The organism is Bacillus sp. FSL K6-0073 (assembly GCF_038006085.1).
GTDB classification, from domain to species: domain Bacteria; phylum Bacillota; class Bacilli; order Bacillales; family Bacillaceae_G; genus Bacillus_A; species Bacillus_A cereus.
This window is the reverse complement of record NZ_JBBOUN010000001.1, coordinates 227,934-245,090: the sequence shown is the minus strand read 5'-3', so window position 1 is coordinate 245,090 and position 17,157 is coordinate 227,934. Positions and strand designations below refer to the sequence as shown.

Here is a 17,157-nt window from a genome sequence, read left to right as displayed (position 1 = left end):
ACATATAAAATTCGACTTTTTTCTCTTTGAAATAAAGCGGGATTTTATTCAGTGGATTTTTGATTATTCGTTGAATCAAGTTTCAACCGCAGCGTTTAATTAGCCATAAATGCTGGATAATGAGGTAACTTTAATACTTGAAGGTATATAAGAAGAATATAAAAAAGACTCCAACATATTAACTACTTACTAATACGTTAGAGTCTTTATTTTTTTTGAATGATTGTATTTATATATCTCATACTAATACATTTGCAAGGAATAGAATAAATGATGTTAATATTACCGCTCCACCTAAGGATCCTAATAAATCTGTTTTTGTTACTTGAAACACTTGTTCACTGTTCATATCCCTCATTCTCCTTCCTTTTTTGTTTGATTTAAAACTTCTATTATAACTAATACACTTGATAAAAATACGATTAATGCTGTTAATACTACCGCTCCACTTGCTGATCCTACGAAGTCACCTTTTGTTACTTGTAACACTTGCTCTTTCATATCATTTATCCTCCTTTTTTTCTTTTGTTACAAAGCTTCTATTATACTAATACGCTTGATAGAAATACGATTAACGCTGTTAATACTACCGCTCCACTTGCTGATCCTACGAAGTCACCTTTTGTTACTTGTAACACTTGCTCTTTCATATCATTTATCCTCCTTTTTTTCTTTTGTTACAAAGCTTCTATTATACTAATACGCTTGATAGAAATACGATTAACGCTGTTAATACTACCGCTCCACTTGCTGATCCTACGAAGTCACCTTTTGTTACTTGTAATACTTGCTCTTTCATATCATTTATCCTCCCTTTTTATAAGTTATCTATATGTAATTTCTAAGAAATGTTTATTTCATAGTTTTTATGTTAACGTTACATTAAATTTGATAACGTAACGTTTGTAACATTAATGTAACATAACTATTATTACGTTGCAATATAATTACGTAAAATTTATTACACTTTTTTTACGTTTTTTTATAATAACCCTCAAAAACCTTTATTTAATGCGTTTTTCACTAAGTTCACGTTTGTAACATCCGTGTAACATTACAGTCATAAAGTGAAATGTAGTCATATTCCTCTCTATTTTTGTTACAAATTGTTTATTTAGTGCCACTAAACCTATCTAATCTTTACTTACTTTTAATATGAGATAAAATACCGTCTTTCCAAGATAAGTTTATATGTTTCCTCTATATAACTATGTATAATAAAAACAAAGAGGTGGTCATTTTGAAATTAATCGCATTAGATATGGATGGTACACTACTATCATCTAATCTTGAAATCTCCAAAGAAAACCTACAAGCAATCCAAACTGCACAAGAAGCCGGTCATATTGTAATGATCTGTTCTGGTCGTGCGAAAGAGGATGCTTTAAAGCTATTGGAAGAATATAAATTATCTCTTCCAGTCGGAGCAAGCAATGGGGCTATTGTTTATGTGGATGGAAAAGTAATTAACTCGCGTTGTATACAAAACGACAAAGTGTACAAACTTGCAAAATTACTAGAATCTGAAGGTTTCCCATATAAGCTATATACGAATAAAGGAGTTTATTCTCCATATACATGGCAAGATCAAGTGATGCAAGCATTCGAAGAAAATAAGCATGCGCTTGATGTTACATTAGAGGAACTTGAACGAATTACAGAAAAGCAAAAGAAATCGAACCTAATTACTGATTTCAAAAAAATAGAAGATGTTGTGAATAACCAAGAACTAGAAATATCTAAATTCTTCATTTTAACGTTTAATGCAGCGCATCGCGCACAGCTATTAAGTATATTACAAGAAGATGCTGATATTATGGTTACAGCATCGGCTCCTACTAACTTAGAAATTATGGATAGGAATGGACATAAAGGAAACGGGATACAGCAGATGGCAGCTCATTTTAATATCCCTATTGAAGATACAGTTGCTATTGGTGATAATTTTAATGATGTACCAATGTTAGAAGTAGCAGGCTTATCTGTTGCAATGGGCAACGCTGAAGAAGATGTAAAAAAGCTATGTGATGTTGTAACACTAACAAACAATGAACATGGTGTTGCTCACGCAATCGAGCAATTTGTATTGAAACAAGCTTCATCTAGTATATAAAAAAAGGACTCTTTCAATCTCTGAAAGAGTCCCTTTTTTATACGTGATGACAAGCAACAAAATGCTCTGCACCAACATTACGGAATTCTGGTACTGTTTTTTTACAAACATCCGTTGCAAATGGGCAACGTGTATGAAAACGACAGCCCGAAGGTGGATTTGCTGGACTTGGAATATCCCCTTCTAGTATAATTCGCTCTCGCTTCACTTTTGGATCTGGTATTGGAACAGCTGATAACAATGCTTTCGTATAAGGATGTAGCGGATTGGTAAATAACTCATCACGCGGTGCTGTCTCCACAATCGTACCTAAATACATAATTCCGATTTTCGTACATAAATGTTCTACTACACTTAAATCATGCGAAATGAATAAATAAGATAATCCCTTTTTCTCCTGTAACTCACTAAATAAATTAATAATTTGTGCTTGGATAGATACATCTAGTGCCGCCACAGGTTCATCAGCTACAATGAATTTTGGATTTAATACCATAGCTCTTGCGATTACGATACGCTGACGTTGTCCACCAGAAAACTCATGGGGATACCGGTCAATATGATAAGGAGCTAATCCACATAACTCCAATACTTCAATTACCTTTTCACGAACATTTTCTTTCGTCGCTAATCCGTGGGCCAACATTGGCTCTCCAAGCGCTTCTCCAATTCTCATTCTCGGATTTAATGAACTAAATGGATCTTGGAAAACGAGCTGCATATTAGGGCGATGTTTTCTTAATTCATCCTTGGATAAAGAATGAACATCTTTCCCTTTAAACTTCACTTCTCCCTCCGTTTTTTGAACGAGGCGTAAAATTGTTTTTCCTATTGTTGTTTTTCCGCTCCCTGATTCGCCAACGAGACCAAACACTTCACCTTTATTAATAGTAAAACTTACTCCATCAACTGCTTTTACATGCCCAATTGTTCTACTAAATACGCCACCCTTAATTGGAAAATATGTCTTTAGGTTTTTTACCTCTAATAATGGTTCACTCATTGTTCCGCACGCTCCTCATATAACCAGCAAGCTACTTTATGATTTTCATCATTTACATTTAGATTTGGAGCTTCTTTTTCACATATTTCCATACAATGCTCACAACGCCCACTAAAGTAGCAAAACTCACCTAAACCAACTAAATTCGGAACTTGCCCTGGAATAGAATATAGTTTATCTATTCGTTTTCCCATTACTGGTTTTGATTTCAATAATCCTTTCGTATAAGGATGTTTTGGATTTTGGAATATCTCTAGTACTGGAGCTTCTTCAATAACTTTCCCGCCATACATAACGACAACATAATCAGCCATTTCCGCTACGACACCTAAGTCATGTGTAATTAATAAAATCGACGTTTTAAATTCTTCTTTCACTTGTCTTAGTAGATCCAATATTTGAGCCTGAATGGTAACATCAAGAGCTGTTGTTGGTTCATCCGCAATTAATAGCTTAGGATTACAACTAAGTGCAACAGCAATCATAATACGTTGTAACATCCCACCGCTCAGTTCATGCGGATAAGAATGGACGATTTCATCAGCGCGGGCTATGCCAACTTTACGAATTAACTCAATTGCCTTCTTATATGCTTCATTTTTACTAAGTAATTCATGCTCCCTTAACGTTTCTACAATTTGCTCTCCTACAGTGAAGACGGGGTTTAGCGATGTCATTGGTTCTTGGAAAATCATTGCAATATCATTACCTCGTAAACTACGAAGTTCTTTCTCTTTCATTCCTAAAAGACTTTTTCCTTCATATAAAATGTCTCCACCCACTACACTGCCTGATTCAGCAATAAGCCCCATAATAGATAAAGCTGTTACACTCTTCCCGCAACCTGATTCTCCTACTACACAAACTGTTTCCCCTTCTCGAACCGCAAAGCTAACATGGTTCACAGCCTTTACTGTCCCCTCGTCAGTTTGAAAATGTGTTTGTAAGTCTTTCAGCTCTACTACCGCTTTACTCATATCTTCTCACCTACCGTCTCATCTTTGGATCTAACGCATCACGAAGTGCATCACCAAGTAAATTAATTGATACAACTGTTATAAAGATTGCAAAACCGGGCGGAATCCATAACCATGGACGCTTTTGGAAATCGATTAATGAGTTAGCTGCGCTAATCATGTTCCCCCATGATGGTGTAGGTGGAACGACTCCGAGGCCTAAGTAACTTAGTGCGGATTCTCCCAAAATAGAACCTGCAACACCTAATGTGGATACAACAATTAAAATGGGTAAAACATTAGGTATTAAGTGATATATAATTTTCCGGTAATCTTTTATTCCTAACACATCCGCAGCTTGCATAAATGCTTGCTCCCTAAGTGATAAAATTTGCCCTCTTACAAGGCGTGCAAGCCCTGGCCAACCTACTAGACTTAAAATAATCATAATGACATACAAACGATAATCAGACGGTACTTTCCACTCTGATAAAATCGCACCCATTATAATAAGTAACGGTAATCCTGGCATTGACATTAAAATATCTGCAAGCCGCATAATAATATTGTCCACAATCCCACGATAAAAACCTGCAATCGCTCCTAATAAAGCTCCAAGTATAACCGATAAAACCATTGAAGCTAAACCAATGGTTAATGAAATACGTCCCGCTTGCATAAGCCTTGTTAAAATATCTCTTCCTAATTGATCTGTACCAAGCCAATGAGAAACACTAGGTGGTTTGTTAATGAGCGCAACTTGTATTTTCCCTGATGCATATGGAGAAAAGAACGGACCAATAAAACAAAATAAAAACATAAAAAATAATGCATAAAACCCTACAAGTGCCATCTTATTTTTCTTTATCTTTTTAAAAGCTTGTCGCCATGGTGATGATTCGCTTCTGCTCTTTTTTTCTTTTTTTTCTGTAATTACTGTAACAGTCTCCATTTCTTCCTCCCCCTTACTTCAACCGAATTCTTGGATCAACAACTGCATATACGATATCTGCTAAAAAGTTTGAAACGATTGTTAAACAAGAAAGAAACATCGTAAATGCCATCAATACTGTATAGTCACGGAAATTTAATGCTTCTAATTGAATATTACCAATCCCTGGCCAGTTAAAAATTTGTTCAATAATAATTGCCCCAGAAAACAATCCCGGTAATTCAAATGCTAATAACGTAATTGCTGGTAATATTGCATTTTTTAATGCATGCTTATAAATAACCGTCTTCTCCTTCAAACCTTTCGCTCTTGCTGTTCGTATGTAATCTTGTCTTACAACCTCTAACATACTTGTTCTAAAATACCGAGTTAGCGAGCCGACCCCAAGAAGTGTCAAAATAAATACTGGTAAAATCATATGTTTTGCAACTTCTATCACGTAAGCAAATCCTGTTGAATTACTGCCAACATCAATCATTCCACCTATCGGTAATAACTTAAAGTCAACCGCAAACACCTTAATTAAAAACAAGCCGATAAAGAATGAAGGGAATGACATTGCTGCAAAAACACCGATTGTTACAAGTTTATCGAATAAAGAATGTTGTTTCGTCGCCGAGAATACACCGATAATAAGTGCAATTAGCCAAATAAAAAACAATGCAATAATTGCTACACTAAAAGAATTCCAAATAAATTTATTTAATAATGACGTTACAGGCTCTTGATATTGAAGCGAGAAGCCAAAGTCCCCTTGCAATGCATTACCTAACCAATGAAAATAACGCTCAACAATCGGTTTGTTCAACCCATATAATTCCCTCAGTTCAGCTGCTCTTTCCGGTGTAATTTTCGGGTTTGAATCAATATAATCCCCAGGGAGAAGTGCGAACAGGACAAAGATAATAATTGATGTACCAAGCAGTGTAGGAATCATTTGTAACAACCTACGAACAATATATGTTTTCACCCTTTTTCTCTCCAATCTTATGCTTAAAATAGAAGAACATTTTTTCAAAGCGGCACATTACTAACCGAATGAAAAAATGTCTTCTACTTATACATTCTTATCGTTATTTTTCAAATGATAATACCGGTAAGTTTGCACTAATACTGTTGTACTTTTCAGGATCAATTCCTTTTATATTCCCGTTATAACCAGTAATTGTTCTACGGTAGTTTAATAGAATTACTGGTGGATCATCACTTAATTCTTTATACAATTCTTTATAAATAGGTTTACGCTTTTCGATATCTACAGTTTCAATACCTTTTTGAATTAGCTCATCTACTTTTGCATTCTTATAACCAAGACTAGTTTCATTTGCAGTAGACAAATATTCACCAGCTGTTTCACTCGGGTCACTTGTAATCGGTGTCGAAACAGAAGCTAAATCATAATCTCCTTTGTTTACCTTAGAAAGCATCGTATTAAAGTCCATAAATTCAGGATTAAACTCTACACCTATTTCTTTATAATTCTCTTTCGCAATCGGAATTAATAAATCACTATCTTTAGCCGAACTTGGACCGAAATAAGAAAGTTTTAATTTTTGACCATCTTTCTCACGAATTCCATCCGAACCAACTTTCCACCCTGCTTCATCTAATAATTTTTTCGCTTTTTCTTTATCGTATTCGTATTTATTAACTCCTTCTTCCGTATAAGCCCAAGAAGTTGGATGAATTGGTACATTGGCTACTGTACCGTATCCTTTTAACGCTGTATCAACATATTTTTTGCGGTCTAATCCGTAAATAAGTGCTTGGCGAACCTTTTTATCCTTTAAGTAAGGCTTATTATTATTCATATAAATATAACTAAATGACGGCGCTGTTTCGATTTGGATATTTGCGAATTCTAAAGCCTTAGCCTGTTCAAGAACCTCATCACCGGTACCTAAGCCAGTATGGTCAACTTCTCCTGTTTGGAATAACTGAAGCTTCGTATCACCAGAAGTAATTTTATAAATAAAGTTTTGAATTTTTGGTTTACCCGCATAATAATTTTCGTTTGCTACAAAACGAACTTCTTGACCTGGAATATACTTTTCAAATTTATATGGACCCGCAGCTAATGGCTTTCCATATAAATCTTTTAAGTAATCTAAGCTTGTATTTTGCTTATAATCTTTTCCATAATAAGCTTTTGATAGTACTGTACCTCCTAAAACAAATATAGCTTGTGAATTCACTTTTTCAGTTGTAATTTTAATTGTTTGTTGATCAACAACTTGAATACCTTCAATTGAAGTTGCTTTTCCTTCTTTATATTCTTTACCACCTTTAACGGCATATTGAGAGATATCTACTTCACCTTCATATGCCTTATCATGTAAAAGCGTCAATGTGAAAGCTACATCATCCGCCGTTAATGGCGATCCATCACTAAATTTCAAATCTTTACGTAAATGGAATGTATATGTTAACTGATCAGAAGAAACGTCCCACTTCTCAGCTAATTCTGGAATTGGTTTCCCTTGTTTATCGGTTGATACGAGAGATGCAAAAATAACTGAAGTTACGTTTCCATCCCAACCATTTTGTTGAAAGTATGGTAAAAATACGCCGCCTGGCTTACTAATACCAACTACTAACGTATCTTTTCTATTCTTCGCTTTGTCTGGCACTTTCGTTTTATCTGTCGCAGCAATCTTTTCAATTTTCACACTTTTTAAATCCTGCTGTTTAACCGGCTCTGTAGAAGCCGCATCCTCCTGTCCCCCACAAGCAGATAACACAAGCGAACTACTCAGTAATACCGAAAATACACCAGCCCATTTTTTTGTCTTTTTCTTCATTGTCCCCACCCTAACTTTTCTTTTTTTAATAATTAAACCTTATGAACTGCTTGCCTTATGTATGCCTCCCACAGCAACATTTTATAGCCAATCGGAAAAGTCGGTTTTAATCGTAAAAAAATAGATGTTTTTGAGGGGTAACAATCTTATTCCGACCTTTCCGGTAGACTTTATGGTTATTAGCTTATATCTTCAGTTATATTTTGTCAATTCTTTCTAAATAAATATTTCAAGAATTTTTTTAAAATTATTATTCTATCTTTAATTTAGGTAAACTTAATAAAACTCCGTTATAGTCACCTTCTTATAATCCTTGAATTCGTGCATGATGTGTAGACACCATTTTGCTATTATTCAAGAAGATTACAAGCGGGGCTTCGCTTAACTCTTGATATAATTTTTTATAAATTTCCTTTCGCTTTTCAATATCCAACGTTTCTAATGCTTGCTTAGCTAATTCATCTACTTTCTGATTATAATATCCATCATAATTTCGTTTACTTGTTGAAATAAACTCTTCAATCGCTCTCTTTTATTTCTTATAAAAAAATTAAAAATTCACTTCTATTCGTTCAGCATGAAACATAGAATACTAATAACCAATTACCAAAAAGGGGGCGAAAATATGGACAACCTATTCCAATACGTCCTGCACTACGTATTATTAACAATTATGATAGTCGGAGCGCTATTACTATTCCCGTTCTTCCCAAAGTTCGTCCTCTTTTTAGCTTTTTTTATCATGCTCGGGATCGCTATTATAATTTCAACGAGAGAAGATGCCACGCAAAAAGAGAGCAGAGTTCAGCGCGTAAAGCTGTAACTTTGCTCTCTTTTTGTTTTCATTCACTAGTCTCTGTTACACATATTTATCCCGCTATTTGCCGTGCAGTAAGACCCCCACCTCAAAATTCAGCGAAAGCAAAAGAAGTTAGGTCAGGGTCGGGGTGCCCGTAAAAGCCCTCACTTTATCTCTCGGGAAATAATTAGCCTTTGTTTTTGTAATTACTCCTATCGAAAAACCACTAATGACATTTATTTTTCACCTTATCATTTTCATATGTTTCACAAACTATGCAAATTGAGGAAAATGGATTTATCTAAGTTACTGTTTCACGTGAAACACATCGCTTCATTTAACCTTTAAAGCAAAATATCATTATGAAGAAAGCCACTTCCTCCAGCAAAACTGAAAGGAAGTGGCTTTCTACTCATTACTCCACAATATTCTCTAATTCATTATATAAATCTGCTCGTAACAACTCTTTCTTCGTTTTTTCCTCATATAATTTTTCAAGTTTTTCAACATCAGCTACATGTTCCATTCCACATTCTATTGCATATATATCTTCTTCTACATGCATTAACTCATTTTCAATCTCTTCAAGATTCCTAGCTTCTTTCTCTTTTAAAGGAACCGTTTCAACACTTTTTCTCCCTTGGCGTTTCTGCTTTATTACTTGCTTCTCAAGCTTTTCCTCCCACTTTTGACGAGCCCATGCATAATTTCCTGCAAACTCAAATAATTTGCATCTATCAATCCAGTACGTCTTTTCAAATAACTTATTTAAAAAATATCGATCGTGTGAAACAGCTAAAATCGTCCCGTTATATTGCTCAAGGGCTTCCTCTAAAACTTCCCTTGATTCAATATCAAGATGGTTTGTCGGCTCATCTAAAATTAGAAAATTGATGTCTTGATACATAAGTTGCGCAAGTCTTAATCTCATTTTTTCTCCACCGCTCAGTTGTGTTACTTTCTTAAACACCGCTGGACCATAAAATAAAAACTTAGCTAATATATGTCTTGCTTCTCCTTCTGTTACAGCCACATACTCTCTAAACGCTTCCAATACATTACTCTTCACATTTCCATACGTATGCTGTGATAAATAACCAATTTTGACACTACTACCAATGCGAATTTCACCAACGTCTGGATTTATTTCTTCTAATAGTAGTTTTAATAATGTAGTCTTTCCTGTACCATTACGACCAACGATAGCAGCACGCTCTTGAAAACGAACATGTAAATTCGCTTGTTCAAATAAAAGTCGGCCAGCAAAACCTTTACTCACTTCTTTCATTACAACAACATCTTTTCCGCTTCTCTCTTGCCCTTCAAACTGAAGACCCATCTGTTTTCTTTCTAAAATCGGCCTCTTTAATTTCTCTATACGCTCTAACGCACGTTCCATATTCCTCGCTCTTTTATGCAATCCTTCATTCGGAGGATTCGCTTGATTTGCCCATTCACGTAGGCGCTTAATTGCTTCTTTCATTTTCTTTATTTTCTTTTGCTGCTCTTGATAAGCTTGAAACTCTTGAAGTAACCTTTCTTCCTTCTCCTCAACGAACTGAGAATAATTCGTATGGTACACGTGAATCTCTCCATCTTCCAAATCCAAAATTTTCGTTACAACTTCATCAAGGAAATAGCGATCGTGTGAAATAACCATAACTGTTCCAGTATATTCTTTTAAAAACTTCTCTAACCATTCAACTGCAAACAAATCTAAATGATTTGTTGGTTCATCTAATAGAAGTAAATCTGGTTTCTGCAATAGCATATATGCAAGGCTTATTTTCGTCTGTTCTCCTCCACTTAATTCCGTAAATACTCTTGGAAATAAGTTTGTGACTTGTAAGCCATTTGCTACCTTCATTATATTTGCCTCTATTTCATAACCACCGAGAAATGCAAATTTTTCTTGAATTACTCCGTACCTCTCCATTAGCTTTTGCAAAGCAGATTGTTCCTGCTCCTCCGCCATATTTTTTTCTAGAGCATGCATTTCTTTTTCTAATTCCTTTTCTACTTTAAAAGCGGAACTCAATACATCATATACAGTCATGGCCTCATCAAACTTCGGAATTTGTGCGACATGACCAATACGTGTACCTTTCTTCATATGAATGGCTCCTGCATCCAAACTCTCCATTCCCGTTAGAAGCCCAAAGATTGTTGTCTTCCCACTACCGTTACGACCAACTAACCCAACACGTTCACCATTCTTTATTTCAAGCGATATATTTTCAAATATGATGTTTCCACCAAAAGATTTCGTTACATTATTTACACTACAAATAGTCATTTTCCGTACTCCTTTCAATATAAAAAACCATGAGAAAGAAACATTCCCCATGGTTTTCGGCATAGAAAAAGGAAGCCAAATAGCTCCCTTTTCACACGTTTATTAAAAATGGGTGAAGAGATTTCTATCGTTCAATAGTCACTATGCAATTGTTAAAAAAGGGCATACGTATCCCGTTAACAACTACATCATGAAAAATCGCACGACAAAAATAGATAAAATCTAAAAATTTGGCACGCGCAGCTAAAGAACGTTTCATCTCATGCACCCCTTTCGTACGGAATTTAATACTTACTTCTTTATTATACTTTCCAATTTCATGTTTGAATAGTCATTTTTCTGAAAATAATGAAGATAGACTAAACATTTCAATAAGTGACATCAAATCTTACAAAACTGTTATGTTCACGTAATGGAAAGCGATAGTACGAAAAGATGCCTCCCTATACAATAAAGATGTAAAACAAGAGAGACAAACACAAGGAGGAAACAAACATGATGAAAGAAATCGTAAAAGCAATCTTTGAGGTATTAGTGAACGGACAAGCAGTTGTAAAAGAATTAAATGAACTATAAAAAGGAGTGAAGAAATATGATGAACATGGTGAAAATGATTTTACACGCTTTAGTCGATGCAAAAGCAGTTAGCCAAGAATTAAACCAACAATAAAAAGGGGTATATGAATATGAAGAAAGCCATTATTATAATTGCAAGCACAGCAATTACTTTATACACAATAAAAAATAGAAAAAAGAAAAATAATGAAAATGTTCTATATTATCCATACACACTATTAGAGAAAAAATAAAAGACAAGGTACCCTATCGTAATGAGGATATCTTGTCTTTTATTTTTTCCATATTGTCTTTAGAGGATTTCCTTCTCCTTTTCCCGAATGTATTAAGCGGGATTTTTACACATATTTTAAAGGGGCATATATACAAATGGATACACAACAACTATATTTTTTAAACGATATCGGTAAACAAAAACCAGAAAGTATTCGGAATAGAAGCGCTGCATGTCCATTTTGCGATAAAGAACATTTAACGGATATTTTAGCAACTGATGGTTCTATTATTTGGTTAAAAAATAAATTTCCTACACTACAAGATACATTTCAAACGGTGCTGATTGAAACGGATAATTGCGAAGATCATATCGCAACATATACAGAAGAACATATGCGAAAATTAATGCAATTTTCTATTCAACATTGGTTACACTTACAGAAGAACGAAGAATTTGCATCTGTAATTTTATACAAAAATCACGGTCCATTTTCAGGTGGAAGTTTGCATCATGCACACATGCAAATTATCGGAATGAAATATGTAAATTATCTTGAAAATATTGAAGAAGAAAATTTCCAAGGGGTAATTGTTCAAAAAAATGAACGCATTGAGCTTAATATTTCAGAGCATCCCATTATTGGCTTCACTGAATTCAATATAATCATTGATAATATTTCATATATAGATGAAATGGCAAATTACATTCAGCAAACTGTACGTTACATACTGATAGATTTCCATAAAGGATGCAGTAGTTATAACTTATTCTTCTATTACTTAAATGGAAAAATCATTTGTAAAGTTGTACCTAGATTTGTCGTTTCACCATTGTATGTAGGATATAAAATACCGCAAGTTTCTACAAAACTAGAAGAGGTGAAAATACAACTCACGCAGTATTTCACGAAAGAAAAGGATGAAATTATTCATAAAAAAACAGAGTAGGTATAGAAAACCTACTCTTTAATTACACCTTTATTTCGATAGTACACATCTTCTAGTCCGATGTTATACTTCATGTTATTATCCGTCCACTCTGGCCCTAAATTCCCTGGCCATCCAGATGTATTCGCTATATATTTCAGTAATGCAAAATCAGTCAAACCTTTTTGCACCCCACGCTTATATCCTTTCATTAAATGCGGCATTGCAATTTGCGCATTTGTACGTGGATCTTTCAGCTCATCATCAGTTAAATGTTCTGGTGCAAGCCCGCCGCCGCGGTGTAGTTGAAACAATCCAAATGAAGTTCCATTATCTCCAACACTTCTTGGATTTAATCGACTTTCATGCTCGGCAATTGCAAGAGGTATCCATTCCGGAAGATTTACTTTCTTCGCTTCCTCTATAATGATTTGTTTCATCTGTTTTGCTTCTTCTGAATCAACATAGCTTGTTCCATTCACTAGCTTATCCATTCCTTCAGACTTTCCTTGGAAATATAAATATACTCCAAGAACAACTAAAAATCCTACAAAGAATTTCTTCACTACCTCTACCTCTTTCTCCGCTGAAATTTGTCCCCTTTCAGCCTTCTTCCCTTTACAATTACCCAAATTTCATCATTCTCTTACTCTTTTATCATAGCAAATAACTATACGTATTATCATCATGCTTTAGACCGATTTTGTGAAAAAACAGCTGGTAAATACGTGCAAAAATGTAACTTTCATAGACTATAACGCATTTTTTGTATATAATTGTAAATTGAATTCTAAATATAAACTAGGAGAATAATAATATGAAAAAATGGTTGCTACTCTTATTTAGTTTACTACTATTAATTCCTGTCCCTATTTCCGCACAAAAAAACGCAAATCTAAAAGCCCTTATTCTATACAGTTCGAACGATGATCAAATTACAAGTGATACCCAAATACTTAATACACAAGTAGGACATTTTACTAATAACATAACAATAAAAAACATAAAACAGTTAGCTGAAATAACTGATAAATCTTCATATACACATATTATTTACTTAGGTGAAAAACAAGAAGAACTTTCTACTGAAACAAAAGAATTTCTAGAAAGTTTCTCAGGGCCACTACTATTTTTAGGTCAAAATATAGAACAATTATCCAATCGTTTTTCGTTTATCACACTTAAAAATGAAGATATAAACTCTGATACAATTGAATATCCAACACGTAAAATAAAGAATACATTAGAGGAAGAACGATCAATTAAACATCTTGATACAACTGGAACAATTCTTGCCCACGCTTTAAAAGGGAAGAATCCTTATCCATTAATTGTGCAACAAAATAATTCTTATTACGTTGCAACGCCAAATCTCTTTGACTGGATGTCTCATTACATCGGTGAAGTGTTATTTTCTTACTTCGGACAAAAGCCAACGAACAATAAGGTAGAAGCTTATTTACGTCTTGAGGACGTCCATCCAGCCGCAGATATAAATCAATTAAAAGAAATTGCTACATTACTAAAAGAGAAAAATATTCCTTACATGATCACTGTTATTCCTGTATATACAGATCCAGAGACAGGAAAAACACTACATTTAAAAGATAAACCCGAACTAGTCGATCTTTTACGCTCTATGCAAGATGAGGGTGCAGCAATTATTATGCACGGTTATACGCACCAATTTTATGATAGTGAAACTGGGGAAGGTTTTGAATTTTGGGACGTAAAGTCAGATCAACCAATTCGCCAACCGAAACATGAAAAACCAAAAACAAAAGATGCCTTTCCTAATATAGAAGCATATAATGCATACGTAAAAAAAGGGGAAGAATTTGAAGAAAAATATACAACTGAGCATATTGAAAAAGGCATTCAAGAACTTGTAGATGCTAAACTATATCCCGTCGCATTTGAAGCACCCCATTACACGATGTCTCAAAAAGGGTATGAAATATTATCAAGATACTTTTCAACTTATGTAGGACAACTACAGTTAAGTGATATAACTTGGAAATCCATGCACTCTCCGGCATATAGAAGTACACCATCATTTCTACATGGAATGAAATTAATGCCTGAAACAGTCGGTTTTATTGAAGAAGACAAGCCACAAGCTATCGCTAAAATGAAAGCAAATGCTTTATCTGTTGCTAAATTATCCGATGGGATTATTGGGGCATTTTATCATCCTTACTTAGGTGTGAAACCATTAAAAGAAGTATTAAAGGATCTAGAAAGTATTCCAAATATAGAATGGATTGATTTACAAAAGGAAAAAAATGAAGTAAAAATGAAAGATATTCATATTACGACGAATAAAGACGGCATTCACGTTGAAAAACCAACCAGTGCGAATGACATAATTGATTATATAAAGCAATATGGCTTCTTCCTTATACTGGGGTTCGTTATCATTGTCTTTCTTTTATTATTAAAACGTGCTAAAAAATTAGAATCCTAATAAAAAACCACCGAGCGGAACGCTTGGTGGTTTTTTTCATATATCAAACCGTGGCATTTTATTAAATAAATTCAACTTTTACTTTTTCCGTTACATTATGAAAATTATAATTCTCCTATCCTTTCAAATAAAATCGAATGGTATTTTCATATATTGTTTCTGCAACCTGATCAACAGATATGTTTTTTATAACACTAATTTCCTTTAATACATCTCGAATCATTCTCGGGTGCGTCATAACATCGTCTTGAAATTCCCACGGTCCATCTGTTTCTACCATCATATATTCAAGCGGATAATACGAAACAATTTTTCTAATCTTCTCCTTATGTAAAACATCCGGTGTAATCGAAATATAATAACCATTCTTCATCATCCGTTTCATTGTTTCATCACTTCCTTTAAACCAATGGAAATGTGCACGTGAAACTTTATATTTCTCTAGCAAATCACATACAGTGTCAGCATCTTCATAAACTGCGTGTAATATAATCGGCAAATTATACTTACTAGCTAGTTCTATAAATTTTTTTAATACAGCTATGTATGAATCTACAGCAATGCTTTCATCTTCTTTCCTCAAATAATAGGGCAAACCTACTTCACCAATCGCAACAATTTCCTCTGCGTTCTGTTCAATAAGTTTATAAATCTGTTCACACTCTTCTTTATGAATCTGTTGCTCTGGATGAAACCCTATCGCTGGATATATAAAGGGATACTTCTTCGCTAAAGATAACGTTTCCTTACAAGATTGATAATTCATAGATACAGCAATAAGCCCCTTTATTTCATTACTATTTTCCACCTCTTTCAGTAATCTGTTCTTCTCTTCACCCTTATATTGATCAACATGTATATGACTATCAATCCATTTCATCTTTATGCCCCCATAAAAAAAACAAGAAAGGACTTCCTTTCTTGTTTTATCATCTATATTATTTAACAATTAAGTTTGTTATGATATCAAATAATCCAATACACACTACGGCAACAGTAAAGTAGCTACAGAAATCTTTAATTGGTAACTTCACTACTTCTTCTTTACGCATCCCATTTTTCTCCCTTCTTACTAGATCCCTAATTATTTTTCTATCTGTATCTATTATGCAAAAAATATGACAAATTTACTATCGAATTAACTTACGTAAACCTTACAATGTTGTAAGGTTTAAAAAAGGATCCTCATCTTTATTCAGATGAGGATTATTAAAAATTAGTTGGTTTTTCATTCTTCATTACAAACAGAAAGTAATACATTAAGACTTTCTAGTTACACTATATGAAAATTACTATCTTTTAACTATCGAATTACATTACAGAAGGCTTACATGTTTGTAAGTTATGTGTAATGTAATTCGATAGTTCCCCTTACTTATATTTCGTACAATAAAGTTAGAAAGTAAGCCAAATAAGAAGAACACTCACATAACCAAATTGCATTGCTAGTAGCTACTCTTCTTATACCTTTCATCCATGCTACTACAATGTACCCCCTTCCCCTTTATATAATAAAAAAGCCTTAGTCTATATGGACTAAGGCTTTTTTGCTAACCCCTAAAATACCCTTACCTAGTATTTTTATTTTCGACAAAAAATAGCTGGGGGTATATTTTACTATCTCATCGTTAAAAGTTTACTCTTCGCATTTATAGGAATATTTGCAACCTCAATCTCTTCAATCGATTCACCGTAACGTCCTTTTGCATACACCTTTAATGCTTCATCTCTCTTTAACATATGCTTAACCGTTTTCTTTATTTTCTGCTCTCTACCACGTTCATCGAATGCAATAAATTCATATTCATACCACTCATCACCAATATGCTGACCAATTGTATTCACAACCGTATAGTATTCTTTCGTCTTATAAAATGGATTATATTTATCGATAACCGGTCCAAGTTTCGTAGGTAGTAACATTACTACTATCACTATCATCGCTATTATAGTAGTGATCATTTTTTTCTTCATAATAAACATTCCTCCTCTGCAGGATATATATACATCCATTTTAAAAAGGGGGAATAAAATCTACTATTGAATCTCAT

19 protein-coding genes and 1 pseudogene are annotated in these 17,157 nt (G+C 34.0%); 5 read left to right on the top strand and 15 right to left on the bottom strand.

What is annotated here, in order from left to right; all coding sequences use genetic code 11:
• Positions 1 to 238: 238 nt before the first annotated feature.
• The 4 genes from MHB52_RS01370 to MHB52_RS01355 are packed head-to-tail and all read right to left on the bottom strand — an operon-like array spanning position 239 to position 799.
• Positions 239 to 349 carry a DUF3948 family protein gene (locus tag MHB52_RS01370; RefSeq protein WP_001083690.1) on the bottom strand — a complete coding sequence of 37 codons (111 nt, stop codon included), beginning with the start codon at positions 347 to 349 and terminating at the stop codon, positions 239 to 241.
• 5 nt (positions 350 to 354) lie between these two features.
• Positions 355 to 501: a DUF3948 family protein gene (locus MHB52_RS01365; protein WP_061664844.1), complete on the bottom strand. Its 147-nt coding sequence runs from the start codon at positions 499 to 501 to the stop codon at positions 355 to 357.
• Positions 502 to 542: 41 nt separating this feature from the next.
• On the bottom strand, positions 543 to 650 hold the full coding sequence (locus MHB52_RS01360; protein ID WP_000664237.1) for a DUF3948 family protein: 108 nt from the start codon (positions 648 to 650) through the stop codon (positions 543 to 545).
• A gap of 41 nt (positions 651 to 691) precedes the next feature.
• Entirely contained in the window at positions 692 to 799 is a 108-nt protein-coding gene (locus tag MHB52_RS01355; RefSeq protein WP_000664237.1) for a DUF3948 family protein, read from the bottom strand.
• A gap of 441 nt (positions 800 to 1,240) precedes the next feature.
• Between MHB52_RS01355 and MHB52_RS01350 the strand changes: the two genes are divergently transcribed.
• Positions 1,241 to 2,113 (top strand): Cof-type HAD-IIB family hydrolase, encoded by an 873-nt coding sequence (locus MHB52_RS01350; RefSeq protein WP_000766423.1) that lies wholly within the window; start codon positions 1,241 to 1,243, stop codon positions 2,111 to 2,113.
• A gap of 37 nt (positions 2,114 to 2,150) precedes the next feature.
• Here the strand turns inward: MHB52_RS01350 and MHB52_RS01345 are convergent, their stop codons facing one another.
• From MHB52_RS01345 to MHB52_RS01320, 6 genes and pseudogenes are all read right to left on the bottom strand, one after another.
• Entirely contained in the window at positions 2,151 to 3,116 is a 966-nt protein-coding gene (locus MHB52_RS01345) for an ABC transporter ATP-binding protein (RefSeq protein WP_061663599.1), read from the bottom strand.
• Positions 3,113 to 4,093 (bottom strand): ABC transporter ATP-binding protein, encoded by a 981-nt coding sequence (locus MHB52_RS01340; protein ID WP_000030767.1) that lies wholly within the window; start codon positions 4,091 to 4,093, stop codon positions 3,113 to 3,115. The genes MHB52_RS01345 and MHB52_RS01340 overlap by 4 nt, the downstream gene beginning before the upstream one ends.
• A 10-nt stretch (positions 4,094 to 4,103) precedes the next feature.
• The gene (gene opp4C, locus MHB52_RS01335) at positions 4,104 to 5,024 is read right to left on the bottom strand and encodes an oligopeptide ABC transporter permease (protein WP_061663598.1); all 921 of its coding nucleotides are present in this window, start codon (positions 5,022 to 5,024) and stop codon (positions 4,104 to 4,106) included.
• A gap of 13 nt (positions 5,025 to 5,037) precedes the next feature.
• On the bottom strand, positions 5,038 to 5,994 hold the full coding sequence (locus MHB52_RS01330) for an ABC transporter permease (protein ID WP_000860748.1): 957 nt from the start codon (positions 5,992 to 5,994) through the stop codon (positions 5,038 to 5,040).
• A gap of 103 nt (positions 5,995 to 6,097) precedes the next feature.
• Positions 6,098 to 7,825: an ABC transporter substrate-binding protein gene (locus tag MHB52_RS01325; RefSeq protein ID WP_000730665.1), complete on the bottom strand. Its 1,728-nt coding sequence runs from the start codon at positions 7,823 to 7,825 to the stop codon at positions 6,098 to 6,100.
• 304 nt (positions 7,826 to 8,129) lie between these two features.
• Positions 8,130 to 8,348, bottom strand: a pseudogene (locus MHB52_RS01320) (ABC transporter substrate-binding protein); the annotation flags it as partial.
• A 102-nt stretch (positions 8,349 to 8,450) separates the two neighbouring features.
• Between MHB52_RS01320 and MHB52_RS01315 the strand changes: the two are divergent.
• Entirely contained in the window at positions 8,451 to 8,648 is a 198-nt protein-coding gene (locus MHB52_RS01315) for a hypothetical protein (RefSeq protein ID WP_000369254.1), read from the top strand.
• A 391-nt stretch (positions 8,649 to 9,039) separates the two neighbouring features.
• Here MHB52_RS01315 and abc-f read toward each other — a convergent pair whose 3' ends face one another.
• Positions 9,040 to 10,920, bottom strand: coding sequence for a ribosomal protection-like ABC-F family protein (abc-f, locus tag MHB52_RS01310; RefSeq protein ID WP_061663597.1), 1,881 nt, complete (start codon positions 10,918 to 10,920; stop codon positions 9,040 to 9,042).
• A gap of 124 nt (positions 10,921 to 11,044) precedes the next feature.
• A complete protein-coding gene (locus MHB52_RS01305; RefSeq protein ID WP_000830643.1) occupies positions 11,045 to 11,179 on the bottom strand; it encodes an RAxF-45 family protein in 135 nt (44 codons plus the stop codon).
• 421 nt (positions 11,180 to 11,600) lie between these two features.
• Between MHB52_RS01305 and MHB52_RS01300 the strand changes: the two genes are divergently transcribed.
• Together MHB52_RS01300 and MHB52_RS01295 are read left to right on the top strand one after the other, a co-directional pair.
• Positions 11,601 to 11,729: a hypothetical protein gene (locus MHB52_RS01300; protein ID WP_001998915.1), complete on the top strand. Its 129-nt coding sequence runs from the start codon at positions 11,601 to 11,603 to the stop codon at positions 11,727 to 11,729.
• A gap of 136 nt (positions 11,730 to 11,865) precedes the next feature.
• Positions 11,866 to 12,660: a DUF4931 domain-containing protein gene (locus MHB52_RS01295; RefSeq protein WP_016119007.1), complete on the top strand. Its 795-nt coding sequence runs from the start codon at positions 11,866 to 11,868 to the stop codon at positions 12,658 to 12,660.
• A gap of 11 nt (positions 12,661 to 12,671) precedes the next feature.
• Here the strand turns inward: MHB52_RS01295 and MHB52_RS01290 are convergent, their stop codons facing one another.
• Complete coding sequence (locus tag MHB52_RS01290) at positions 12,672 to 13,205, bottom strand: transglycosylase SLT domain-containing protein (protein WP_000713249.1); 534 nt, start codon at positions 13,203 to 13,205, stop codon at positions 12,672 to 12,674.
• 251 nt (positions 13,206 to 13,456) lie between these two features.
• Between MHB52_RS01290 and MHB52_RS01285 the strand changes: the two genes are divergently transcribed.
• Complete coding sequence (locus MHB52_RS01285; protein WP_061663596.1) at positions 13,457 to 15,106, top strand: DUF2334 domain-containing protein; 1,650 nt, start codon at positions 13,457 to 13,459, stop codon at positions 15,104 to 15,106.
• Between the two features lie 115 nt (positions 15,107 to 15,221).
• Here MHB52_RS01285 and MHB52_RS01280 read toward each other — a convergent pair whose 3' ends face one another.
• Positions 15,222 to 15,986, bottom strand: coding sequence for a TatD family hydrolase (locus MHB52_RS01280; protein WP_061663595.1), 765 nt, complete (start codon positions 15,984 to 15,986; stop codon positions 15,222 to 15,224).
• Positions 15,987 to 16,723: 737 nt separating this feature from the next.
• A complete protein-coding gene (locus tag MHB52_RS01275; RefSeq protein WP_061663594.1) occupies positions 16,724 to 17,080 on the bottom strand; it encodes a YxeA family protein in 357 nt (118 codons plus the stop codon).
• Positions 17,081 to 17,157 lie beyond the last annotated feature (77 nt).